Raw genomic sequence first — 23,331 nt, 5'->3', positions numbered from 1 at the left:
CGGCCGGCCGTGGAGATCACCATGCGACGTCTTGCATTGTTTCGATTGCTGCTCGTTCTCGGGGTCGTTCCGGTCCTCGGGCTCGTCCTGTTCGGCGGCCAGCTCGCCTGGGACAGCTGGAACCGCTACGCCGATCTGGCCCGGGCGTCGTCGGTTCTGCGCCTCGCCGTGGCGACGAGCCGGCTCGCCGCCGTTCTGCCGCCCAGTGCCGTGAGCGAGCGCGAGCGGATCTCCGGCACCGGCGACCGGGCCAGGACCGACACGATGCGCCGCACCGTCGACTCGGCCTACGCGGCGGTGCAGGCGGCGTCGACGCCGGAGGTGATGGCCGATCCGACGCTGGCGCGTCATCTGCGCGAGCTCGGCAGCCGGCTCGAGAAATATGTCGAGCTGCGTGCCCAGATCGACGCCGGGAAGATCAGCAACATCGCCATGCCGACCATCGTCGGCGGACCCGCGACGGCGCAGGCGGTCGACCTGGTCGGCGCCGCCTCGGCGATCGTCAGCGATCCGGCCTTGTCGCGACGGATCGTCACCCTCTACACGACCCTGCAGTTCGCCGACAGCCTGCTGATCCAGCGCGGGGCCGGCATGCTGTCGCTCCAGGATGGCAAGCTGACGCCCGAGAACTGGCTGCTGATCGCGCGCGGCGTCGTGCTGAACGGGCCGTTCGGCAAGCTGTTCGCCGGGTACGCGCCGCGCGACGTGGTGGCTCAGCTCGAGCAGTTCAACGCCGCCAACGGGCGCGAGATGCAGACGCTGCGCGATCGCGCCCTGCGGCCGACCGGCGAAGCCGCCACGCCGGATCAGGTGAAGCGGTGGAGCGACCTGAACGGCGAGCAGACCGTGCTGCTCGGCAAGATCATGGCCCAGACCATCGACAGCGTCGCCGCCGAGGGCGAAGGCATGCTGAGCGACGCCCTGCGCGATCTGATCATCTACCTGGGCGTCGTGGTCGTGGTGATCGCGATCGTCGCGGCGGTCGGCCGGTCGATCCTGCGCATCGTCCGCAGCCTGATCGGCGAGCTCGTCGCCGTGATCGACAGCATGCGCGACGGAAACTTCACGATCGCCATCCCGCACACCGATCGCAGCGACGAGATCGGCGCCATGGCGCGCGCGATCGACGGCTTCCGCGAGAATTTCGTCCGCGCCCAGCAGGAGGAGGCCGAGCACAAGGCCGCAGCCGACGGCCAGGCCCGCAAGGCGCTGATGGAGAAGGTCGCCACCGAGTTCGAGGCGGTGATCGGCGGCGTCGTCGAGACCGTCTCCACCTCGTCGGCCCAGCTGGAATCGGTCGCGACCGCGCTGACGCGCGCCGCCGACACCACCCAGGAGAAGGCGGGTGCGGTGAGCGCGGCCTCCGAGGAGGCCTCGACCAACGTCCAGGCGGTCGCCGCGGCGACCAACGAGATGACGTCGTCGATCGGCGAGATCGGCCGCCAGGTGCAGGCGTCGAGCCGGATCGCCGCCGCGGCGGTCGACCAGGCGGCCAGGACCGACACGCGCGTCACCCAGCTCTCGCAGGCCGCCGCCCGCATCGGCGACGTGGTCAAACTGATCACGGCGATCGCCGAGCAGACCAACCTGCTGGCCCTCAACGCGACGATCGAGGCGGCCCGGGCCGGCGAGGCCGGCAAGGGCTTCGCCGTGGTCGCCCAGGAGGTCAAGGCGCTCGCCGCCCAGACCGCCAAGGCGACCGGCGACATCTCCGCCCAGATCGCCGAGATGCAGGCGGCGACCCAGGACTCGGTCGGAGCCATCAAGGAGATCGGTGGCACCATCGGTCAGATCGCCGAGATCGCCGCCGCCATTGCGGCCGCCGTCGAGGAGCAGGGGGCCGCGACCGGCGAGATCGCCCGCAACATCCAGCAGGCCTCGCAGGGCACGGCCGCAGTAGCCGCCACCATCACGGACGTCAACCGCGGCGCCGGCGAGACGGGTGCCGCCTCGACCCAGCTCCTCGCCTCGGCCCAGGCGCTCGCCCGCGAGAGCCGCCACCTGCGGACCGAGGTCGGCAAGTTCCTACAGACCGTGCGGGCCGCCTGATCCGGTTCGGCCATCGAGACGCGCTGTTCGCCGCCCGGCGGACGGCGGCGTGCCCGGGCGGCGTTCCGACTGGTGCATGTCGACAGTTCAATGACAGAAATGTCTCGTTCGGATTCAACAATCGAGAACCATTCTTCAATCGAACGGAATATCCCCCGGTCGTGCTAGCCCGTCGACGATTTGTTTCGGCATTATTTTTACTTTTGGACCGTATCTCCTCGACCATTGTCTTGGTCCATTGTCCCGGCCGCCGAACATCGCGCCGTCCTTGTCCGTGCGACGATCGATCGAGGCGCCCGTGTCGCGGTGCCGGCCGCGGTCGTGATCACGAGCGCCTCCCGTGCCCTCGAGGGAGCTCGTGATGTTCAGTCGCCTTCCGACGACGATCGGCACCCGAATCTACGCCGTCATCGCATTGGGCTTTCTCGGCCTGATCGGGGTCGCGGTGCTGGATTCACGGCAACTCGCCGGCAGCCTGGAGGACCAGCGGAAGTCGGAGCTCCGGCACCTCACCGAGCTGGCGATCAGCATCGCCCAGGACGAGCACGCGGCCGCCCTGAGGGGCAGCGTGACGGATGCCGAGGCGCAGGCCCGCGCCCGCGTCCGCATCGGCGCGCTGCGCTATGCGGGCAACGAGTACTTCTTCATCGCCGACATGCAACACCGTCTGGTGATGCATCCGCTGCGGCCGCAGCTGGTCGGCAAGGACATGTCGGACTTCAAGGACGCCAACGGGTTCCTGATCTACCGCGCCTTCGTCGACACGGTGCGGCGGGCGGGCGTCGGTTACGTCGCCTACGACCAGCTCAAGCCCGGCTACGCGGCGCCGCAGCCGAAGATCTCGTATCTGGCCGGCTTCGCGCCGTGGGGCTGGGTGGTCGGCACCGGCGTCTATGTCGACGATCTCGCGGCCCAGACCTGGGCGGCGACGAAGCGTTCGCTGATCGCCGCAGCCGCGGTGCTGCTGCTCACGTTGAGCGTGTCGGTGCTGATGGCGCGGCGGATCACCAAGCCGCTGCACCGGATGACCTGTGCCATGGAGGCGCTGGCGCATGGCAGGCTGGATGCCGAGATCCCGGGGGTCGGCCGGCGCGACGAGATCGGCGCCATGGCGGAGGCCGTCGCCGTGTTCAAGGCCAACGTGATCGAGCGCGAGCGGCTGGAGGCGGACCACAAGGCCGCGGAGGAGCGCGCCGCGGCGCAGCGCAGGGCCGACATGGTGCGGCTCGCCGATCGTTTCGAGGCGGCCGTGGGCGGGATCATCGCGGCCGTCTCCTCCGCCGCGACCGAGCTGGAGGCGACCGCGACGACGCTGACCCGCACGGCCGACACCACCCAGCAGATGTCGGCTACGGTCGGCGCGGCCTCCGAGGAGGCGTCGAGCAACGTCCGGGCGGTGGCCGCGGCGACCAACGAGATGACCTCGTCGATCGGCGAGATCTCGCGTCAGGTCCAGTCGTCGAGCCACATCGCCGAGGCGGCGGTGGCCCAGGCCGCCAAGACCGACGCCCGCGTCGGCGAGCTGTCGCTGGCGGCGGCCCGCATCGGCGACGTCGTCGAGCTGATCACGGCGATCGCCGAGCAGACCAACCTGCTGGCACTCAACGCCACCATCGAGGCGGCGCGGGCCGGCGAGGCCGGCAAGGGCTTCGCGGTCGTCGCCCAGGAGGTCAAGGCTCTGGCCGGTCAGACCGCCAAGGCGACCGGCGAGATCTCGGCGCAGATCTCGGCCATGCAGGCGGCCACCCAGGACTCGGTATCGGCGATCAAGGAGATCTCCGGCACCATCGGCCAGATCGCCGAGGTGGCCGCGGCGATCGCCGCGGCGGTCGATCAGCAGGGCGCCTCGACGGCGGAGATTTCACGCAACATCCAGCAGGCGGCGTCGGGCACCGCCCAGGTGGCGCAGAACATCGTCGCGGTGAGTCGCGGCGCCGAGGAGACGGGCGCCGCCTCGGGCGAGGTGCTGAACGCCGCCGGTCGGCTCGCCGTCGAGAGCAGCCAGCTGCGCACCGAGGTGGAGATGTTCGTGGCCGGCATTCGCGCTGCGTGAGCCGGGGGAGACGATTCGGCACGGTCGTCACCAAGTCGAGCGACACACCCGCGAAGTCGTTCCGGGGCCGACGAGCCGATCTCGGCGTGTCGTCGAGCCGATATACTCGCGCCAATTGCGCAGACTCCAGCGCAGAGCGCGAGCTGGCGCGCTTACACCATTTTTAATCAGTTTTGCAGACGATGATACCGTTTCATCGTTCTCGCGCAGCCGGCTCACGAACCGGGGGCGCTCCAGTCGCGTCACCACCGGTGACGGCGGGGCCGGTTCCCGGCCGCGGCTCTCCGGCAGACGCGATCACCGAAGGTCGCTCCGATGTCGTTCACCATCACCCGCCGTCTCGGCCTCCTGGTCCTGCTGGCCGTTCTCGCCTGCCTCGCCGTGATCGCGGTCCAGCTCGTCGCGCTGCGCGGCGCGCTCGAGCAGGAACGCAGGACCGCCGTGATGGCGCAGGTCCAGTCGGCGGTGTCGATCGCGCAGGGCTTCGCGGCAGCCGCCGCCAAGGGCCAGCTCGGCGAGGCGGAGGCCCGGGAGCGCGCCAAGGCGGCGCTGCGCAGCATCCGGTTCGGGCAGAACGACTATGTCTTCGTGTACGGGTCGGACGGCGTGAACCTGGTGCTCGGCCCGCGTCCCGAGCTCGAAGGCAAGAACCTCTCCGAGCTGAAGGACGCCAACGGCGTCTTCTACGTCCGCGAAATGCTGGATGCCGCCCGGCGGGGCGGCGGCTTCGTCGGCTACATGTTCCCGCGCCCCGGCTCCAGCGAGGCGGTCGCCAAGCTCGCCTTTGCGGGCCAGGTCCAGCCGTGGGGCTGGATGGTCGGCACCGGCGTCTACGTCGACGACCTCGACCAGGTGTTCTACGCGGCCGCCAAGACGGCGCTGCTGTGGGCGGCCGGGCTGATCGCCGCGCTCGTTGCCTGCGCGCTGGTCCTGGCCCGCGGCCTCGTGCGCCCCGTCAAGGCGATGACGGCGGCGATGGGCGAGCTGGCCGCCGGTCGGCTCGACGCCGAGGTCCCCGGAGTGGGGCGGCGCGACGAGGTCGGCGCCATGGCCGACGCGGTGGCGGTGTTCAAGACCAACGCGATCGAGCGGCAACGGCTCGAGGCCGAGCAGCACGCGGCCGAGGCGCGCGCCGCCGCGGCCCGCAAGGCCGACATGGTGCGGCTCGCCGACCATTTCGAAAGCGCCGTGGGCGGCATCATCGCCATGGTCTCGTCGGCCGCGACCGAGCTGGAGGCGACCGCGACGACGCTGACCCGCACGGCCGACACCACCCAGCAGAAGTCGGCGACGGTCAGCGCCGCGTCCGAGGAGGCCTCGACCAACGTCCAGGCGGTCGCCGCGGCCACCAACGAGATGTCCTCGTCGATCGGCGAGATCTCCCGGCAGGTCCAGACGTCGAGCCGCATCGCCGAGGAGGCGGTGAGCCAGGCGGCGAAGACCGACGCCCGTGTCGGCGCGCTGTCGGTGGCGGCGAACCGCATCGGCGACGTGGTCAAGCTGATCACCGACATCGCCGAGCAGACCAACCTGCTGGCGCTCAACGCGACCATCGAGGCGGCCCGCGCCGGCGAGGCCGGCAAGGGCTTCGCCGTGGTGGCCAACGAGGTGAAGGCGCTGGCCGGCCAGACCGCCAAGGCGACCGGGGAAATCTCCTCGCAGATCTCGGCCATGCAGGCGGCGACCCAGGACTCGGTCGCGGCCATCAAGGAGATCTCCGGCACCATCGGGCAGATCGCCGAGGTCGCATCGGCGATCGCCGCGGCCGTGGAGGAGCAAGGCGCCGCGACGGCGGAGATCTCGCGCAACATCCAGCAGGCGGCGGCCGGCACCACGCAAGTGGCGCAGAACATCGTCGAGGTGAGCCGCGGCGCCGAGGAGACCGGTGCGGCCTCGGGCGAGGTGCTGAACGCCGCCGGCCAGCTCGCCGTGGAAAGCAATCAGCTCCGCAGCGAGGTGGCCAAGTTCCTCGACACCGTGCGGGCCGCCTGAGCGGGCGGTCTCGGGTGGAGGATCAGTCCTCCGCCCGCTCCACGTGAATGGTGGCGCCGTCCACCCGGGCGATGCGGATGCGGGTGCCGGCCGGGGCGTCGGCGCCGGTGATTCGCCACACCGTGTCGTCCACCGCGATGGTGCCGGCGCCGCCGACGATCGGCCGCTCCAGCGTGAACACCCGCCCCACCATCTCCTCCAATCGCCGGTTGAGGAACGGCCGGTCGCTCGTCTCCCCGACCCGGGCGAGCTTGCGCCACAGCGGAATGGCGGCGAGCGAGATCAGCGCGAAGGCGAGCCACTGGAGCTGCCAGCTCCAGTCGATCACGAACGAGACGAGCCCGACGATCAGGGCGGCGATGCCGAGCCACAGGAGGAAGATGCCGGGCACCACGATCTCGGCGATCAGCAGCACGGCGGCGGCCGTGAGCCACCCCCAAGCGCCCCATGACGCACCGAGCGACGACAGCATGCTCATGGCTCACCTCGAAAACGGAGGAGGCGGTGGCGGCACGGCCGGGCCGGTCGGCGCCGGCGGACGGGTCGCGCCGCGCGGCGCGGCTTGCGCGCGCTCCTCGAAGGTCGACTTGGCGATCTCGGCGATGCCGGCGAGCGAGCCGAGCACGTTGGTCGCCTCGATCGGCAGCATCAGCACCTTCTGGTTCGGCGAGCGGGCGAGCTCGGCGAACGCCTTCAGGTACTTCTCTGCGATGAAGTAGTTGAGGGCGGCGACGTCGCCGCGGGCGACCGCCTCGCTCACCATCTCGGTCGCCTTGGCCTCGGCCTGAGCGAGGCGCTCGCGTGCCTCCGCGTCGCGGAACGCCGCCTCGCGCCGGCCCTCGGCCTCCAGGATCTGCGACTGCTTGGCGCCTTCCGCGCGGAGAATCTCCGATTGGCGCTGGCCTTCGGCGGAGAGGATCTCGGCGCGCTTCTCGCGCTCCGCCTTCATCTGCCGGCCCATGGCGTTGACGAGGTCGGCCGGCGGGAAGATGTCCTTGATCTCGATGCGCGTGACCTTGATGCCCCAGGGCGACACGGCGGCATCGACGACGCGCAGCAGCCGCACGTTGATCTCGTCGCGATGCGACAGCACCTGGTCGAGATCCATCGAGCCCATCACCGAACGGATGTTGGTCATGGTCAGCTTGACGATCGCCTGGTCGAGCTCCGCCACCTCGTAGCTCGCCTTCACGGCGTCGAACACCTGGAAGAAGGCGACGCCGTCGACCGTGACGGTGGCGTTGTCCTTGGTGATCACGTCCTGCTGGGGGACGTCGAGCACCTGCTCCATGACGTTGATCTTGCGGCCGATCTGATCGACGAACGGAACGATCAGGTTGAGCCCCGGATAGAGCAGCTTGGTGTAGCGGCCGAACCGCTCGACCGTCCAGTTGAAGCCCTGCGGCACCGTCTTGACGCCGAGGAAGACGGTCAGGATGGCGAGCAGGACCAGGATGATGATGAAGATGTCGAGGCCGCCGAGTATCATCGAAGCGCTCCCGTTGCGAATCCGGCGCGGAGTGTGGCGGTGTGCCCAAGATACCGCAAGCGGCGCAGGAACGCGCGCCCGCCGGCTCGAACGACCATTAGGCCGGGACGGTGACGCGCCGGTTCATGCCGGCGGGAGCATGCGCGTATTCGTCGGGATCAGCGTGAACGCTCGGTGACAGCGGGGCGGCGTCAGCCGCCGACCCAGCCCTTCAGCTCGCGCTCGACCACGGTGCGGATGACCTCCATGCCGGGCGCGCTGTCGTTCAGGCACGGGATGGCCGCGAACCTCTCGCCGCCGGCGTGGTGGAAGATCTCGGCGTTCTCGCCGGCGATCTCCTCCAGGGTCTCCAGGCAGTCCGAGGTGAAGCCGGGCGTCACGATGGCGAGGCTCTTCACCCCGCTCTCGGCCAGCCCTTTAACGGTCATGTCGGTGTAGGGCTGCAGCCATTCGGCCCGGCCGAAGCGCGACTGGAAGGTCAGCCGGAACCGGTCCTCGTCCATGCCGAGCCGCGCGCGCAGCAGCCGGTGGGTCTTGGCGCAGTGGCAGTAGTAGGGGTCGCCCTTGTCGAAATATTCCTTCGGAATGCCGTGGAAGGAGGCGATGATCACCTCGGGCACGAAGGTCAGCTTGGCGAGCTCGTCCTCGATCGAGCGCGCCAGGGCGTCGATGTAGACCGGGTCGTCGTACCAGGGATGGGCGACCCGGAGGGTCGGCTGCCAGCGCATCCGCATCAGGGCCCGGAACGCCTCGTCGCACACCGTTGCCGTGGTGGCGGCGGCGTATTGCGGATAGAGCGGCACCAGCAGGATGCGGTCGCAGCCTTCGGCCTGCAGGGCGGCCAGCCGGGACTCGATGGACGGATTGCCGTAGCGCATCGCCCAGTCGACCACGAGCCGGTCGTAGACGCCGGCGAGCGCCGCGGCGAGCAGGTCACTCTGCGACCGGGTGATGGTCTTGAGGGGTGATTCGTTCTTCTCGGTGTTCCAGATCTTCTCGTAGTCGCGGCCTTTCTGGGCCGGCCGGGTGCGCAGGATGATACCGTTGAGCACCAGCTTCCAGATCAGGCCCGTCTCCTCGATGACGCGACGGTCCGAGAGGAACTCCTTGAGGTATTTTCGTACCGAATCGGCGTCGGTGGCATCGGGCGTCCCGAGATTGACGATCAGCACGCCGATGCGGCCGTTGCGGACCGGCGGATGATCGGTCGGACGCGGCGAGGACGCCGGGCGCAGACCGGCGTCGGCGCGGCCGCTCGACGGGCGCGCGCTCCCATAGGGCGCGTCGGGGGCGAGGGTGGTCTCGTGAGACCCGGGGGTGCGGATGCTCTCGTTCATCGTGGCGGATCGATCTCCTGCCGAGAGCGATAGCAGGACACGGGCGCCGCAGAAAGACCCCTCCGGCAAGCGGACTGCGACCATTGGTGGCGGGGTAGGGAGCATGCCTCGGCCGGCCCGCTGCCGGTCCGGACGGTGGGCCGTGCGGCGGCCCGGCGCGACTCATTCCTCCAGGGCGCGCAGGCGGCGCTTGAGCCGTTCGTTCTCGGCCTTGAGGCGGCGGATGCGGTCGTGCTCGAAACCGTCCGACGCCGGCGCCGTGGGCAGCTCCTCGGTGAGCTCGACGCCGAGCGCATCCTTTTCGCGCCAGCGGGTGCGGGCCCGGTATCGCGTCCGGGTCTTTGCGATGGTGAGGTCGAAGCTGTCCGGCACGTGGCCGGCCCCTGCGACGAACAGCAGCGCCCCGGTGTCTGAGCGGTCGCGCACGACGCAGTCGGCGCTGAGGCTCTGCTGCGAGAAGGTGAGCCGGGCCCCGAGATAGGACGGGGAGCGCGGTTGCTTGCGACGGTCCTGCATGGACGCCTCCTGGAGGTGACGACTGTGCGGCGGACCGGCTCCGGCGACAAGCACGGCCTGGGTTAACCCTTAACGCGGCCGGGCCGGCGCATCCGCGGCGACACGGAGCGCGCTGGCGCGGCAGGCGTGGGGCGCGGCCCGCCGCGGAGGGGGAGCCGCCCCGATCCCGGACACCACCGACAAACGGAACCCGAAAAAGTATTAGCCCGCTTGGATTTGCCCACTATAGAGGCAGGTCGGGGTAGTCATCCGTTTACCACTTGCTGGCATTTTCGACGTGCTGGTTGGGAATAGGAATAGTGCCGTGGCGCGACGCGTAACGCCGACAGATCGTGAAATTCATTTCAGCCCCGATGACCTGATCGTCTCGAAGACCGACCTCAAGGGCCGCATCACCTACGCCAACAAGGTGTTCTGCGACGTCTGCGGATACGCCGAGGCCGAGCTGATGGGCCAGCCGCACAGCATCATCCGCCATCCGGACATGCCGCGCGCCGTGTTCAAGCTTCTGTGGGACACGATCCAGGACGGTCGCGAGGTCTTCGCCTACGTCAAGAACATGGCGCGGAACGGCGACCACTACTGGGTGTTCGCCCATGTCACGCCGTCGTTCGACGAGAGCCGCCGGATCGTCGGCTATCATTCCAACCGCCGCGTTCCCGAACGCCGGGCGATCGAGGCCGTCGCGCCCCTCTACGCCGAGGTGCTGCGCGAGGAGGCGCGGCACGCCAACGGCAAGGACGCGCTCGCCGCCGGCCACCGCCGGCTCATCGACTTCGTCGACGCCCAAGGCATGCCCTACGATGAACTCGTCTTCTCTCTCTGAGGCGAACGCCGGCGCCGCCGTGCTGGCGGTCGCGCTGGTGCTCGCCGGCGCCGGCCAGGTCCTCGCCGTCCCCGTCGTCGCGAACGGCGGCCTCGTCGCCGCCGTCGTCGCGCTCGCCTTCGTGGCGTCGCGCCTCGTCCGCCTGTGCCGCACCTGCCGGGCGGTCGCGGCGGTGGCCGAGCGGATCGCCCGCGGCGACTTCGAGGCCCGCATCCTGAACATCCGCGACCGCGGCTCGCTCGGCCGGCTGCAGCACGCCTTCAACGACGCGATCGACCGCTGCGACGCCTTCGTGCGCGAGTCGACCGCCGCCATGGCGGCGATCCGCGACGACAAGTATCACCGCCGCATCCTGCCGAAGGGCCTGCACGGGAACGTCCGCCTCGCGGCCGAGACCATCAACGAGGCGACGGAGGCGATCCGCTGCCGGGTCGCCGCCTTCAACGCCAACACGGCGCGGTTCGAGGACGCGATCGGCCGGGTGATCGACGCCATGTCGGGCGCGGTCGGCAACATGGAGTCCACGGCCGGCGTGCTGGGCCAGGGCGCCGCCGCGACCCGCGACCGCGCCGAGGTGGTGGAGCGGTCCTCCGAGGAGGCCAGCAGCAACATGGAGACGGTCGCGGCCGCCACCACCGAGCTCGCCGCCTCGGCCCGCGAGATCGGCCGCGAGGTCGACCGCTCCGCGGCGATCGCCCGCGACGCGGTGAGCAAGGTGGAGCATGCGAGCCGCACCATCGCCAGCCTGTCGAGCGCGACCGGGCGCATCGACGAGATCGTCGAACTGATCAACGCCATCGCGGCGCAGACCAACCTGCTCGCCCTCAACGCGACGATCGAGGCGGCGCGGGCCGGCGAGGCCGGCAAGGGCTTCGCGGTCGTCGCCCAGGAGGTGAAGACCCTGGCGGGCCAGACCGCGCGGGCGACCGAGGACATCTCCAAGAGCATCGTCGAGGTGCAGACGACGACGCGTGCCGCCGTCGACGCCATCACGGCGATCGGCGCCACCATGGCGGAGGTCGACCAGATCACGGCGCATGTCGCCGAGGCGATCGGGGCGCAGTCGCTGGCGACCCAGGAGATCGCCCGCAACATAGAGCAGGCCTTCGCCGGCGTGCGCGACATCACCACGATCATCCGGGGCGTCAGCGATCACGCGGGCGAATCCGAACGGCACGCCGGCATGACCATGTCGGCGTCCGGCAGCCTCGCCGAGCAGTCGCATCAGCTCGGCGTCTCGGTGAAGGAGTTCCTGCACTCGCTCAAGCGAGGCGCGCGGGGCGCGGAGGCGACCGCCGCCTGAGCGGCGCCGCCTGCGGGCCGGCGCGCCTGCGCCGGTCCGGCGCCGAGCACGCGCCGAGAAACACGAAGCGCCGCGGGGCGACCCGCGGCGCATCGCATATCAGATCGTCTATCAGATCGTCTATCAGATCGTCTATCAGATCGTCCGGTCGCGGCGGCGTCAGTGCAGGCCGCCGAACAGCCAGATCAGCGCCAGGACGGGAATCGGAATACCGAGCATCCACAGCAGAAAATAACGTCCCATTCGAGCCTCCTCAGCGCGCGTTGTCGTGCTCTGGAAACGCCACGATCGGTGGCCGGTTCCCGACGCTCGCGGTGCCATGGCACGGGCGGCGGGACGGGCCGCGCGCGCCGCTCAGGACCGACGGATCGGTCGCCGCCGCACTGGCGTGACGGGCTCGCGAACTTTTCCGGTGTCACCGCGTTACCGATCGGACGCGCCGTCGCGCGCAGCGTCGCGGGCGATCGTAAACCCGCGATTCCTTTCAACCCTCGGACCGGAGCACCACAATGGCCACCGTCAACGGACCCGCCAACACCGTCGATGATCTGCGCAAGGATCTGCAGAGCCTGAAGGACGACGTCTCGCGCCTCGCCGGGCAGCTCTCCAGCGCGCTCGCCGCCTCCGGCGAGGACACGTTCGGCGGCGTGCGCGACCGTTTCCGCCGCGTGCGCGACAATGTCGGAGACGCCGTCTACGAGGCGGGCGAGCGCAGCCGCGACGCGGTGACCGACTTCGCCGACACGGTCGGCTCGACGCTCGAGGACAACGTCAAGGCGCGGCCGTTCTCGACCCTGGCCCTGGCGCTCGGCCTCGGCTTCCTGTTCGGCGCGCTGTGGCGACGCTGATCGAGCCGGACCCGCATCCGTGTTCGAGGCACTCGCTCTCCGCTGGCAGGCGCGATTCGACACGCTCGTGAAGAGCGGCGTGTGGGCCGCCCTCGCCGCGGTCGGACTCGCCGGCGCGCTGGTGTTCGTCGGTGCCGCCGTGTTCCTGCGCGCCGAGCAGGAGTTCGGCGCCATCGCCACGAGCCTCGGCTTTGCCGGCTTCTTCTTCGTGATCGCGGCGATCGCCGCGATCGGGCTCGCCGTGGTGCGCCGGCGCGCGGCCCGGCGGGAGGCGATCGTCGCCCAGTCGGTCGCCGCGTCGGTGCCGCCGTGGTGGATGGATCCGCGCCTCCTCACCACCGGGCTCGCGCTCTCGCGCTCGCTCGGCGGCCGCCGGGTTCTCTCGCTCGGTCTGGTCGGCGCCTTCGTGGTCGGCCTGCTGCTCAGCCGCGGCGTCGACCGGCGCTGAGCGTGTCCGGACCGGCGCGTGACGCGGCACCGGCACCGCCCGAGAGGAACATTCGTGACGGTGCCGGGTTGACGATTCGATACGCCAAGCCGAGTGGAGGCCACCCATGCTGTCGACCATCCTGATCGTCGTTCTGATCCTCGTCCTGATCGGCGCCTTGCCGACCTGGGGCTACAGCAGCAGCTGGGGTTACGGGCCCGGCGGCATCGTCGGCGTCCTGCTGGTGGTGGTGCTGGTGCTCGCGCTGATGGGGCGGATCTGATCAGATCCGGCTCCGACGAGACCGAGAACGGCCGGCTTCGCCGGCCGTTTTTTTATCGCGGCGCCGCGACCGGAAACGCGCCCACGGATACGCACCCACGGGAAGCGCATCCACCTCCGCGGCCGTGCCGCCCGGGACCCCTCGGCGCTCGCGGATTCGGATCAGCGCTTGCGGATCCGGAAGGTCAGCACCTCGCCGTCGCGGCCGGTGGCCTCCAGCGTGTCGCCGCTCTCGCCGACCAGGTGCGGGATGTCGATCGCCGCCATCGGGTCCGTGCAGGCGACCTCGATCACCCCACCGGGCGCCATGCGGCCCAGGGCCCTCTTCGTCTTCAGCGCCGGAAGCGGGCATTTGAGCCCGCGCAGGTCGAGCGTCTCCATCGCGCGGTTGTCGCGGCGGGCGCGCTCGCCGTCAAGCCGGGCGGATGCCCCGGTGATTGGAATCGGCCCGGCTTCCGGCTAAGAGGGGCGATCGAGAACGGGCGAGACGGTGGGGGTGCACGTGCGGGTGATCGGTGTCACCGGGTGGAGCGGGGCCGGCAAGACGACGCTGCTCAAGCGCATCATTCCGCGCCTGGTCGGCCGCGGGCTCGCGGTCTCCACGGTCAAGCACGCCCATCACGGATTCGACGTCGACCATCCCGGCAAGGACTCCTACGCGCACCGGGTCGCAGGCGCCACCGAGGTGCTGGTGTCCTCGCCGCTGCGCTTCGCCCTGATGCACGAGCTGCGCGGCGCCCCGGAGCCGGAGCTGCACGAGCTGCTGCGCCGTCTCGCCCCCGTCGATCTCGTCCTGGTCGAGGGCTTCAAGCGCGAGCCCCATCCCAAGCTCGAGGTGCACCGCGCCGTGGTCGGCAAGCCCTACATCTTCCCGGACGACCCGGACATCGTCGCGATCGCCTCGGACGGCCCGGTCGCCGACGCACGCGTCACCGTGCTGGCGCTCGACGACGTGCAGGCGATCGTCGACCTCCTGGTCGCGCGGGCGATCCCGATCGAGGAGGCGATCGCGCGCGGCACCGCCGTCGCGGCGGCCGGGAGCGCGGCATGCCCCAGCTGAGCGAGGACTCCTTCGCGGTCGGCGCCCCGGTGCTGCGCATCGAGGAGATGGAGCGGCTGATCGTCGAGCGCGTGCAGCCGGTCCCCGGCTTCGAGGCGGTGCCGCTGCGCGCCGCGCCCGGCCGCGTGGTGGCCCAGCCGATCGCGGCGCTGCGCGATCTGCCGCCCTTCGACAACTCGGCCGTGGACGGCTACGCGCTGCGACACACCGATCTCGGGGCCGCCGGCGGGACGAGGCTCGCCGTCGCCGACTGCGTCATGGCCGGGCACGCGGCGGCACGGCCGCTCGGGGCGGGCGAGGCCGTCCGCATCTTCACCGGCGCGCCGCTGCCGAAAGGCGCCGACACGGTGCTGATGCAGGAGGACGCGACGCTCGACGGCGACGTCCTCGTCGTGCCGGCCGGCCTCGCGCCGGGCGACAACCGCCGTCGCGCCGGCGAGGACATCGCGGTCGGCGGCCTGATGTTTCCGGCCGGCCGGCGGCTCGCCGCCGCCGACATCGCGCTCGCCGCCGCGCAGGGCCTGACCGCGCTGCCGGTGCGGCGTCGCGTCGCCGTGGCGCTGTTCTCCACCGGCGACGAGATCGTCGAGCCCGGCACGGCGCTGCCGCCGAGCGGCATCTATGACGCCAACCGCTATCTGCTGCTCGCGCTGGTCGAGAAGCTCGGCGCGGTGCCGACCGATCTCGGCATCCTGCCAGACGATCCCGACGCCCTGGCGGCGGCGCTGCGCGAGGCCGCCGCCGGCCACGACCTCGTGATCACGTCGGGCGGCGTCTCGACCGGCGAGGCCGATCACGTCCGCACCGCAGTGGAGCGCTGCGGCCGCGTGGTGTTCTGGCGCATCGCCATCAAGCCGGGCCGGCCGGTGGCGATGGGAGTGCTGGCGGGCGCGGGCGAGGCGCGTGCCGCCTTCGTCGGCCTGCCCGGAAACCCGGCGGCCGCCTTCGTCACCTTCGCCCGCGTCGTGCGGCCGCTCCTGCTGCGGCTCGCCGGCGCGACGCCGCGGCCTCTGCCGGTGGTGCCGGTGCGGGCCGGCTTCGCGCACCGCAAGAAGCCGGGCCGGCGCGAGTATCTGCGCGGCTCGCTGCGGCCGGGCCCCGACGGCCTGCCCGAGGCGGTCGTCTACCGGCTGGAAGGCGCCGGCGCCATCACGTCGCTGACCGAGACCGACGGCCTGATCGAGATCGGCGACGACGTGATCGCGGTCGCGCCGGGCGATACGGTGGGCTTCGTCTCCTACACGGAGATCGCCGGGTAGGGGCCGCGCCCCTCCGCCGGGCGATCGAGCACCTCGGGCCCCCGCGCGGAGCGAGAGCGGTTTCCCTGACGTCGGTTCACTCTCCGCTCGTTCCCGCGCAAGCGGGACTCCAGGGCCACACGTCGTGCAGCCCCTGGGTCCCCGCTGGCGCGCTACGGCATGCACGGATCTCAGAAGCGCCGGCGAATTCAGTCCATCGTGTTGTGGCGTCGTCGTCGCCGGGCTCGACCCGGCGACCCGTCCGCTTCGAAAGACAGGACTGCCTGCGAAGAGTGATGGATGCGCGGGTCGAGCCCGCGCATGACGGTTTGTGCCGATTCTCTGCTGCCAGAGTGGCTCTAATGATGCTCGTGATGCTCCGGCGGCGCGACGATGCGCAGGAGCGGCGCCGGGAATTTCAGCGCATGCGGATCCTGGTCCGGGGCGGCCGTCTCGGTCCAGGCGGCCGTGCCCTGCTCGCACTCCTGGACAACCGGCACCGCCAACACGGTGCCGGCCGGCACCGCCTCGGCGACGAAGCCGGAAAAGACGAACTCGTCGTAGAAGGCGTCCTCCAGCCTGCCGGTCCACACGATCTCGCGCACGCCCTGCTTCAGGGTCAGGCCGTGCATGAACGTGTAGCCCCTCTCGTACGGCCCCCTGGTGACGGAGACGGTCCAGCCGGCCTTCGGCATCGGCTTCACGGCGATGATGCCTTCCGGCACCGTCACCCTGACCGTCAGGGTGGTGGAGCCGTCGCAGCCGTGCGGCACCCGCAGCACCGCCTTGTAGCCGGCGCCGGACGATGCCTCGCCGCGCTCCAGCGTGACATGCGCCGCCGCCGGCGCGACGGCCGCGACGGACAGCACCACACCGGCGAGCGCCGACGTGATCAGGACATGAAGCTTCGGCATCGGGGCTCTCCTCACATGCGCCAGCGCAGGCCGGCATAGACGGCACGGCCGGTGCCGGGGTTGAACAGGGTCGACGCCGTGGTGGCGCGGTCGATGATGCTGGCCGACGAGATGTAGGTGACGTCGGCGAGGTTGCGGGCTTCGACATAGGCCGACAGGGTGCCGTCGTCGTACGCCGCCTTCAGGCCCCACAGCACGTAGGGATCGGTGGCGAGCGTGTTGGCGCTGTCGACGAAATAGGCCTGCGGCACCCATTCGAGCGTCGGGCCGAACGACCAGCCGCCCGGGTGCATGTACAGGAGCTCCGCCTTGACGATGTGGGGCGGCGCGCCGGGCAGCCGGTTGTCGCCGAACACCGGATCGCCGTCGAAGCGGAAGTCGTTCCAGGTGTAGGCGACCTGCAGCCACAGCCGGTCCGGCGTGCCGGCCGCGACGGCGATGTTCTTCAGGAGCGACAGGCCGAGCCCGAGCTCGACGCCCTGATGGACGGTGCGGTCGGCATTGGTGACGTTGCAGCTCCCGAAGCTCGAATAGAGGCACATCAGCTCGTCGGTGATCTCGGCCCGGTAGAGCGCCACGTCCCAGGTGACGTCCGGCCGCCGCCCGCGCGTGCCGATCTCGAAGGTCGTCGCCCGCTGCGGCCGGATGTCGTAGAACGGGATGCTCGGCAGCGACGGGTTCAGAAAATTCGGCGCGACGCTCTCGCCGAAGCTCGGCACCTCGGCGCTGCGCGAGACGTTGCCGAACACCTGCCAATCGGGCGAGACGTCCCACACGGCGCCGATCTTCGGGCTCCACAGGCTGAAGCTCGCGCGGCCGTTCAGATCCCCGTTGACCGAGTAGAGCACCTCCTGGTCGCGCACCGCGTAGAGATACTGGGTGCCGGCGACGATCGAGAAGGTCGGCACCGCGTAGAAGGCGTTCTCGGCATAGGCCGTGTAGTTCTCGGGCCGCTGCACGCGCGACGACAGCAGCGCGCCCTTGGCGCCGCCCGTGTTGGCGTACTGGTCCGCATGGATGGTGCCGTTGAGTACGTTCACGCCGAGCGTGACGCGGTTGCGATGACCGAGCAGCAGGCGCTCGTCGGTCGCCCGGGCGAAGCCGCCCCAGTCCTCGTAACGATAGTCGAGCCACTGATAGATCGGATGCATCAGGTGGCGATCGACGCCGAACAGGCCGAGCTCGATCACGGTGCTGTCGAGCTTCACCGTGGTCTTGCTGCCGATCCGCAGCGTGTCGATGTTGCGCTGCCAGTCGTTGGCGAGATTGTTGGTCGCCGCGGTCTGCGGCGAGGCGAGCGCCTGGCTCTTGGTCACCTCGCCCGGGATGCGCTGGCGGACCGAGTTGGCGTTGACGTAGACGCGCGTCTCGACGTCGGGCGAGAAGCGATAGCCGACATTGCCGCTGGCCCGCTCGGCATTGCCCCAGGAGTGGTCGCGGTAGCCGTCCTGCATCGAGGACGACACCGTGGCGAAGCCGTCCCACGGGCCGGCGGAGCCGCCGACCGCGGCCTGGCCGCGGACGAAGCCGAAGCCGCCGACGTCGATGCGGGTGTCGAGCGGCGGCGCGTCGCGGCCGGTCGGCATCACGAAGTTGATGGCGCCGCCGAGCGCATTGGCGCCGAAGCGCAGGCCGTTCGCCCCCTTGAACACCTCGACGTAGCGATAGGCGGTGGGGTCGATCTCCTGGAAGTCGCCGTAGCCGTCCGAGGTGTTGATCGGGATGCCGTCCATGTAGAGCTGGACGCCGCGCAGGTGGAAGTTGCGGGAGAGACCCGAGCCGCGGATCGAGAGGCGCGAGTCGTCGCCCCATTTGGGCTCGATCCACACGCCCGGCACCCAGTCGAGGATATCCTTGGCGGTGCGGGCCGGGCCGGTCTTGAAGGCGGTGTCGGGCACCACCGCGACGGCGCCGGGCACCCGCGCCAGCGCGGCCTCGGCCTGCGCCGCGGTCGGCACCGTGAGGCTGGTCGCGGTGCCGGCGGCGGGACCCGAGGACGTGCCGCCGGCGGGTGCGGACCCGCCTTCGACGACGAGCGGCGGCAGCGCGGTAGATTGGGCGAAAGCCGTGGAGCAGGCGGCAACGGCCGCCGACGCCGCGCAAAAGGCGCGGATCAGGCGTGACATCGGGGGTTCTCTCTGCAGGAGCGTCTGGACCGGAAGCGGGGGAGCGGTCAGACGGCCGGCGGAGGACCTCGGGAGGAGCGGGGATCGCGGCGGCGGGCGCGGCGCCGCGGCGTCGTGCGGGCCCGTCGCCGGATGCGGCGGCAGGCCTGCGGGAGCGCGAGACCCGCGGTCGCCGGCAGCGGCGGCGTGGCGCTCGTGAAGGCGCAGATCGCGCAAGGGCTGTGGGTCGCCGGGGCAGGGGTGGTGCCGGACCCGTCCGGCGTATCGCCGGTGCCGAAGCAGAGCGTCGCGAGCGCCGAGTCGCCGGAGACCGCCATCTGGGTGGCGACAATGCCGGCGAGCAGCATTTGGAGCGCGAGCGCATAGGCCGCCACGAGGCCGACCACGCGACTGAAGCGCTGCTGCCGCAAGGCACGGAACACGGTGTGTCTCCCCCCGGGAACCGGACCGTGCCAGCCGGCCGGCGGCCCGGCAATCCGGGCTAGCCGCTCGGGTCATATAAAGACATGGAATGATGTATAACGGCAACAGGCGCCGTCACGCAGCACGGGCCGAGAGGCCGGCTTCAGGCGTGGGGATGCGCGGCCGCTATCCGCTCGGCGGCGGAGAAATCCTCGGGCGTGTTGACGTTGAGGAACGGATCGAACGGCGCGTCCGGCCATTCGGCGAGGGCGACGCCGTGCCGGTCCATCCAGGCGCCGACTTTGTGCAGTCTCTCGTCGGCCACGGCGCGCCGCAGGTCGTGGCGCAGCGCCACCGGCCACAGCGCGACCACCGGATGGCGCCGTCCGCCCGATCCGGCGCAGGCGAGGGGCCGCCCGGCGTCCCATGCCGCCGTGTGCAGCCGGCCCGGGAGGTCTCCGGGCAGGAACGGGCAGTCGGCCGGGGCGCTCAGCACATGCGCGAGGTCGGGGCGGTGCGCCGCCGCCCAGTCGAGCCCGGCCAGGACGCCGGCGAGCGGGCCGGCGAAGCCCGGCACGTCGTCGGCCACCACGGGCAGGCCGAAGGCCGCGAACCGGGCCGGATCGCCGTTGGCGCTGAGGATCACGGCGGCGCAGGGCGCGAGCCGGTCGAGCACCCGCGAGAGGATCGGCCGCCCGCCGATGGCCAGCAGCCCCTTGTCGCCGCCGCCGAGCCGTTGCGCCTGCCCGCCGGCCAGCACCAGCCCGAGCATCGGCGGCATCGCCGGCCCGAACCCGGAGCCCGGCCCGCGCGCTGCGGCGGATGATGTCGTGTGTGTAGCCATGGCCCTCGGTCGCCGCCGCCTCGAGTCCGGCCGCTGCTCCCGGGGGTGGCGGATTCGCGGGGCGCTGTCCATCGGGAGCCGCGGCGCGCGTCGCGTCTGCCCGTCGGCCGCGCGGCTGCCCCGCCGGCATGGCCGGAACGCCAGCCCGCACGGGGACTTGCAATCTCCCGCCCGCCTCCGTATCAGGGGCGCTCCGGAGGGGTGGCCGAGTGGTTGAAGGCGCACGCCTGGAACGCGTGTATACGGGAAACCGTATCGTGGGTTCGAATCCCACTCCCTCCGCCAGCGGACCGAGCCGAGCTGGAATCGAAACTGCTCCGCGGTACGCTTCTTGGGCGGAGGTTAGCCTCCGAGGCACCGCGCTGAACGTGTCGCGACTCTTCGGTGTCTTCCAGTCAATCCTGTTCCGTGCCGCGGCGGCTGCCTTCGTATTCGAACCCGCGATACTCGGCTGGAAAATACTGCCGCTGTAGCCCGTCGATGATCTCGTGCGGGCGGATGTACAGTCCCATTCTCGGCCAATCGTCGAGATGCTCGGGATCAGCAACGGCGACCACGATCTCCCATCCGGGGTACGCCGCGACGACGTGTTGAAGGCTCTCGATGATTTGGGGGCGCAGCAACGCGAGGTTCGCGATGGTGACCTTCACCTGGGGGTAGCCCCAGTAGTCGCCATAGATCGAGTAGTCGCCCGTCTCCAGCAGGCTATCGTGCTTTCCGAACTGCGCGAGCAGCGTCCCGATCTCACCGGCCAAACGTTCGAACGTTTCCGTCTGGAGGTTGTCGCGGTCTGGGCTAGTCATTCTCGCTCCTTACTCATTTCCGCGAGGGATACGGCGAAGCCAGTGAATGACTTCCCGCATATAGAGTCTCATGTTGAGCGATCTGATTCGCGGATCAGTGCTGCGCTTGGTGGCATCAACAAAACTCCGAGCTTGATCCGGCGACATGGCCTCGACGCGAATGTTGTGTTGCTTTAGAAAGCGATCGAAGCTCTCTTTTACTGCCTTATTATACGTAAGATGCTCATTGCTCCATCCGTGCGGTCCTGCGCGGAGTGGTCCCGTGACAGCCGTTTCGAATACCTTTCGCGTCTCAGGACGGAGGGGGAGCTTTTCATAGAGGGATCTGTGGACGAAATGATGTCCTCTCGGCGCTGACCCCGGCGATATGCTCGCACCCTCGGCAGCGCTTGCACCTGACCCCGCACCGCCAGACCAGCGCCCACTGATCTCACCATTTCCTTTTGGCCAACGCGGTTGGTCCTCTTTGAACCCCGCTTTCTGTTCCGCATCGAAAAAGAGGACAAGATCGAGTTGGAACTGGCGAAAGGTCAAATTCGATTCGATGCGGAGCCATTCGGCGCGTTGACGTGGTCCCGGAGGCAGCAGCTCCGCCAAACTCAGCAAGACCCTCTCGGCTGCCACCAACGACTTGTATCGGAGAATTTGGGAGGCGAGGTCGGAAGAGGTTGCCATGATCGATGTCTCGGTTGACCATGACAATAATCCTATGTCAGCAGGGCGATGTTATCAAGGAAAAGATTCCTGTCACCAAGTTCGCCCGGGTTGCGCCGCTCGTGCTCACACCCTGGACGAGAGACTCAAACGGAAGCCGGCCCGGAGCTTTCGTCTCCCATTCGCACTGTCGATTTTGCGCGAATCCGCCCCCGCACGATCGGGTGCGTCGATCGAGGTGGAGAATGTTCGCCCCCAGTTGCACTCCCTCCGCCAGCGGACCGAGACGACCCGGGTTCGAAATGTCTCCGAGGCACTGCCACGAAAGCGCCGCGCCCCTCCTGGCGTCTACGATTCGGTCGTGCCCGCAAACCACCGGATCGAACTTGCGAATGGCTCTGGTGTCGCGCTGCTGATCAGCGGGGAAACGCCGAGGCAGGAATATCCTTATCGGCTACCCATTCGATGCTCGTGGGAAGCTTACCATCCGTTTCGATGAATTCCTTTACGGCGAACCAAGCCTTCGGAAACGGTACGAACAGCCCGATTGGGAGGGGGTCGCCCTGGCGCGAATAAGCCCATTCGTGGAGACGTCGCAGGTCCCCTTTCGAACTGTATTCGTCCTTTTGATGAGTTCTTCCATCCCACTTATGATAGACTAAATAAACACCGTGATCCGGGTGGCCGCACATGTACAACGTGACATCCACGCGGCCCGTTTCAGGCGTCAGTCCTTCCGTGTCATACAGGCCCTCGGCCTCCAAGCCCCACGTGTCGTTGCCGCCCTTGTACGACCATTCCCGGCCCGGCGGAGCTAAGAAATACTCTTCAATGTCGCGGGGATCAGGCCACCACGGTCCATCAAAAGAACCAAAGTACACACGCTTTTTCATTATTCCCTCCACGTTAGCCAACGCCCATTCCACATTTCGCTGCGGCGGCCGCTGCTTCGTTCAACATATGTCACACGTGGATTGCCGAGCTCCAATCCCAGGACGGGAAGCGCCCTCCGGCAGCTGAAGCAGAGATCGCGATCTACGAAAACTTGGATTGCGGTCTCGTCGAGAGAGCCGCTGAAATCCCGAGAGGCCCTGAGTAGAATAGTCGCTTCCGCGTGAAATAATGAGTTGTTTGGTATTTGTCCGATTTGCGCGGATGACATTATCTTCGGGTAGGTCGTGATCAGCATGTCACGCATTCTTATGGCGGCCGTTTCGTCTACACGCGTGCAGGTGGGTGCTCCCGAATTGGTGCCGAAATAAAGCAAGCCGTTCACTTCGGCAACTGCCACTGTGCCCCTGTCTAGTGGCCAAGCCGATTGTCCGAACAGGTTCGGCATGTTGTTCACGGATCTATAAACGTCGATCCAAGCACCCGGGTCGAACGAACGTGGCGACGAAACTTGAGCTTCGGTTTGACCGAGGGGCGGCCCGAAATTCCCGCCCATTCCGGAGCGAAGCTGTTCGTACCGGGCCTCCGCCTCGGTTGCTCGCGCATCCGCGTGGCGAATTGCTGCTTCGATGCTGCCGGGTGAGGAGAGGCTTTGTGTGCTCGGCTGCCATGTCGGGTCGAGTCGGCGGACCTGGGCGATCGCGCTCTGTGCTCGGCTCATGGCTTGGTCCAGGCGTATCTGCTGGCCGTACGTCGAACCTGGAAAATTCGCGCCAAGCCGCGTTGGACCGCGACCCGAGTAGGGGCCGGCCACCCGGGTCCACTGGCCGCCATCCGGATTGCCGGCGGGAACCCGCGGCTGTTCGGGGTTGTAGCCCGCCTTTTGTTCACCGGCGACGTACTCGACCAGGGCGAGCTGGAACCGCCGGAAGGCCAAGTTCGATTTGATGCGGAGCCACTCGGCGCGTTGACGTGGTCCCGGAGGCAGCAGCTCCGCCAAACCCAGCAAGACCCTCTCGGCGGCGACCAACGACTTGTACCGGAGAATTTGGGAGGCGAGGTCGGGAGAGGTTGCCATGATCTGTGTCTCAGTTGATCATGACAAATTTCCTATGTGGACGGGGTGATGTCGTCAAGGAAAAAATTCCTGCTACCAACTTCGCCCGGGTTGCGCCGCTCGTGCTCACATCCCTGGACGAGAGACTCAAACGGAAGCCGGCGCGGAGCTTTCGTCTCCCATTCGCACTGTCGATTTTGCGCGAATCCGCTCTCGCACG

Annotated in this window: 22 protein-coding genes and 1 tRNA gene; 11 read left to right on the top strand and 12 right to left on the bottom strand. The window is 69.3% G+C overall.

Annotated features, from left to right (window positions below):
- Positions 1-21 precede the first annotated feature (21 nt).
- From J2S22_RS08435 to J2S22_RS08425, 3 genes are all read left to right on the top strand, one after another.
- Positions 22-2,049, top strand: coding sequence for a methyl-accepting chemotaxis protein (locus J2S22_RS08435; protein WP_272776498.1), 2,028 nt, complete (start codon positions 22-24; stop codon positions 2,047-2,049).
- Positions 2,050-2,410: 361 nt separating this feature from the next.
- On the top strand, positions 2,411-4,102 hold the full coding sequence (locus J2S22_RS08430; RefSeq protein ID WP_272776499.1) for a methyl-accepting chemotaxis protein: 1,692 nt from the start codon (positions 2,411-2,413) through the stop codon (positions 4,100-4,102).
- Positions 4,103-4,417: 315 nt separating this feature from the next.
- Positions 4,418-6,094 carry a methyl-accepting chemotaxis protein gene (locus tag J2S22_RS08425; RefSeq protein WP_272776500.1) on the top strand — a complete coding sequence of 559 codons (1,677 nt, stop codon included), beginning with the start codon at positions 4,418-4,420 and terminating at the stop codon, positions 6,092-6,094.
- Between the two features lie 22 nt (positions 6,095-6,116).
- Here the strand turns inward: J2S22_RS08425 and J2S22_RS08420 are convergent, their stop codons facing one another.
- The 4 genes from J2S22_RS08420 to J2S22_RS08405 all read right to left on the bottom strand — a co-directional run bounded on the left by J2S22_RS08420 (position 6,117) and on the right by J2S22_RS08405 (position 9,436).
- Complete coding sequence (locus J2S22_RS08420; RefSeq protein ID WP_307155814.1) at positions 6,117-6,572, bottom strand: NfeD family protein; 456 nt, start codon at positions 6,570-6,572, stop codon at positions 6,117-6,119.
- Positions 6,573-6,575: 3 nt separating this feature from the next.
- A complete protein-coding gene (locus J2S22_RS08415) occupies positions 6,576-7,583 on the bottom strand; it encodes an SPFH domain-containing protein (protein ID WP_272776501.1) in 1,008 nt (335 codons plus the stop codon).
- Between the two features lie 191 nt (positions 7,584-7,774).
- On the bottom strand, positions 7,775-8,920 hold the full coding sequence (gene hemH / locus J2S22_RS08410) for a ferrochelatase (RefSeq protein WP_272776502.1): 1,146 nt from the start codon (positions 8,918-8,920) through the stop codon (positions 7,775-7,777).
- Positions 8,921-9,082: 162 nt separating this feature from the next.
- Entirely contained in the window at positions 9,083-9,436 is a 354-nt protein-coding gene (locus J2S22_RS08405) for a PilZ domain-containing protein (protein WP_272776503.1), read from the bottom strand.
- Between the two features lie 304 nt (positions 9,437-9,740).
- Here J2S22_RS08405 and J2S22_RS08400 point away from each other — a divergent pair, with 304 nt between their 5' ends.
- From J2S22_RS08400 to J2S22_RS08380, 5 genes are all read left to right on the top strand, one after another.
- Entirely contained in the window at positions 9,741-10,262 is a 522-nt protein-coding gene (locus J2S22_RS08400) for a PAS domain-containing protein (protein WP_272776504.1), read from the top strand.
- Complete coding sequence (locus J2S22_RS08395) at positions 10,240-11,565, top strand: methyl-accepting chemotaxis protein (protein ID WP_272776505.1); 1,326 nt, start codon at positions 10,240-10,242, stop codon at positions 11,563-11,565. Before J2S22_RS08400 ends, J2S22_RS08395 begins: the two co-directional genes overlap by 23 nt.
- A 509-nt stretch (positions 11,566-12,074) precedes the next feature.
- Positions 12,075-12,413, top strand: a complete 339-nt coding sequence (locus J2S22_RS08390) for a DUF883 domain-containing protein (protein ID WP_272776506.1) — start codon at positions 12,075-12,077, stop codon at positions 12,411-12,413.
- Positions 12,414-12,432: 19 nt separating this feature from the next.
- The gene (locus tag J2S22_RS08385; protein ID WP_272776507.1) at positions 12,433-12,861 is read left to right on the top strand and encodes a hypothetical protein; all 429 of its coding nucleotides are present in this window, start codon (positions 12,433-12,435) and stop codon (positions 12,859-12,861) included.
- Positions 12,862-12,967: 106 nt separating this feature from the next.
- Positions 12,968-13,123, top strand: a complete 156-nt coding sequence (locus tag J2S22_RS08380) for a DUF3309 family protein (protein WP_272776508.1) — start codon at positions 12,968-12,970, stop codon at positions 13,121-13,123.
- Positions 13,124-13,284: 161 nt separating this feature from the next.
- Here the strand turns inward: J2S22_RS08380 and J2S22_RS08375 are convergent, their stop codons facing one another.
- The gene (locus J2S22_RS08375; protein ID WP_272776509.1) at positions 13,285-13,503 is read right to left on the bottom strand and encodes a sulfurtransferase TusA family protein; all 219 of its coding nucleotides are present in this window, start codon (positions 13,501-13,503) and stop codon (positions 13,285-13,287) included.
- Between the two features lie 121 nt (positions 13,504-13,624).
- Here J2S22_RS08375 and mobB point away from each other — a divergent pair, with 121 nt between their 5' ends.
- The gene (mobB, locus tag J2S22_RS08370) at positions 13,625-14,182 is read left to right on the top strand and encodes a molybdopterin-guanine dinucleotide biosynthesis protein B (RefSeq protein WP_272776510.1); all 558 of its coding nucleotides are present in this window, start codon (positions 13,625-13,627) and stop codon (positions 14,180-14,182) included.
- Positions 14,170-15,441 carry a molybdopterin molybdotransferase MoeA gene (locus J2S22_RS08365; RefSeq protein WP_272776511.1) on the top strand — a complete coding sequence of 424 codons (1,272 nt, stop codon included), beginning with the start codon at positions 14,170-14,172 and terminating at the stop codon, positions 15,439-15,441. Before mobB ends, J2S22_RS08365 begins: the two co-directional genes overlap by 13 nt.
- 338 nt (positions 15,442-15,779) lie before the next feature.
- Here J2S22_RS08365 and J2S22_RS08360 read toward each other — a convergent pair whose 3' ends face one another.
- From J2S22_RS08360 to mobA, 4 genes are all read right to left on the bottom strand, one after another.
- A complete protein-coding gene (locus tag J2S22_RS08360) occupies positions 15,780-16,334 on the bottom strand; it encodes a YcnI family protein (RefSeq protein WP_272776512.1) in 555 nt (184 codons plus the stop codon).
- Between the two features lie 11 nt (positions 16,335-16,345).
- Positions 16,346-18,460 (bottom strand): TonB-dependent receptor family protein, encoded by a 2,115-nt coding sequence (locus J2S22_RS08355; RefSeq protein ID WP_272776513.1) that lies wholly within the window; start codon positions 18,458-18,460, stop codon positions 16,346-16,348.
- Positions 18,461-18,507: 47 nt separating this feature from the next.
- The gene (locus J2S22_RS08350) at positions 18,508-18,882 is read right to left on the bottom strand and encodes a DUF2946 family protein (protein ID WP_272776514.1); all 375 of its coding nucleotides are present in this window, start codon (positions 18,880-18,882) and stop codon (positions 18,508-18,510) included.
- A gap of 143 nt (positions 18,883-19,025) precedes the next feature.
- A complete protein-coding gene (mobA, locus tag J2S22_RS08345) occupies positions 19,026-19,706 on the bottom strand; it encodes a molybdenum cofactor guanylyltransferase MobA (protein WP_370878186.1) in 681 nt (226 codons plus the stop codon).
- 195 nt (positions 19,707-19,901) lie between these two features.
- Here mobA and J2S22_RS08340 point away from each other — a divergent pair.
- Positions 19,902-19,991 (top strand) — tRNA-Ser (locus J2S22_RS08340).
- A 110-nt stretch (positions 19,992-20,101) separates the two neighbouring features.
- On the opposite strand, the gene J2S22_RS08335 is transcribed toward J2S22_RS08340, so the two are convergent.
- The 3 genes from J2S22_RS08335 to J2S22_RS08325 form a co-directional block, all read right to left on the bottom strand.
- A complete protein-coding gene (locus J2S22_RS08335) occupies positions 20,102-20,509 on the bottom strand; it encodes a hypothetical protein (RefSeq protein ID WP_272776515.1) in 408 nt (135 codons plus the stop codon).
- 1,070 nt (positions 20,510-21,579) lie between these two features.
- On the bottom strand, positions 21,580-22,056 hold the full coding sequence (locus J2S22_RS08330; RefSeq protein WP_272776516.1) for an Imm1 family immunity protein: 477 nt from the start codon (positions 22,054-22,056) through the stop codon (positions 21,580-21,582).
- Positions 22,056-23,132 carry a hypothetical protein gene (locus tag J2S22_RS08325; RefSeq protein ID WP_272776517.1) on the bottom strand — a complete coding sequence of 359 codons (1,077 nt, stop codon included), beginning with the start codon at positions 23,130-23,132 and terminating at the stop codon, positions 22,056-22,058. The genes J2S22_RS08330 and J2S22_RS08325 overlap by 1 nt, the downstream gene beginning before the upstream one ends.
- Positions 23,133-23,331 lie beyond the last annotated feature (199 nt).

It is taken from the genome of Rhodoplanes tepidamans, from assembly GCF_030813915.1.
In the GTDB taxonomy this organism is placed as follows: domain Bacteria; phylum Pseudomonadota; class Alphaproteobacteria; order Rhizobiales; family Xanthobacteraceae; genus Rhodoplanes; species Rhodoplanes tepidamans.
The sequence above is the reverse complement of the archived record's forward strand: the minus strand, read 5'-3'. Positions and strand labels throughout refer to the sequence as shown.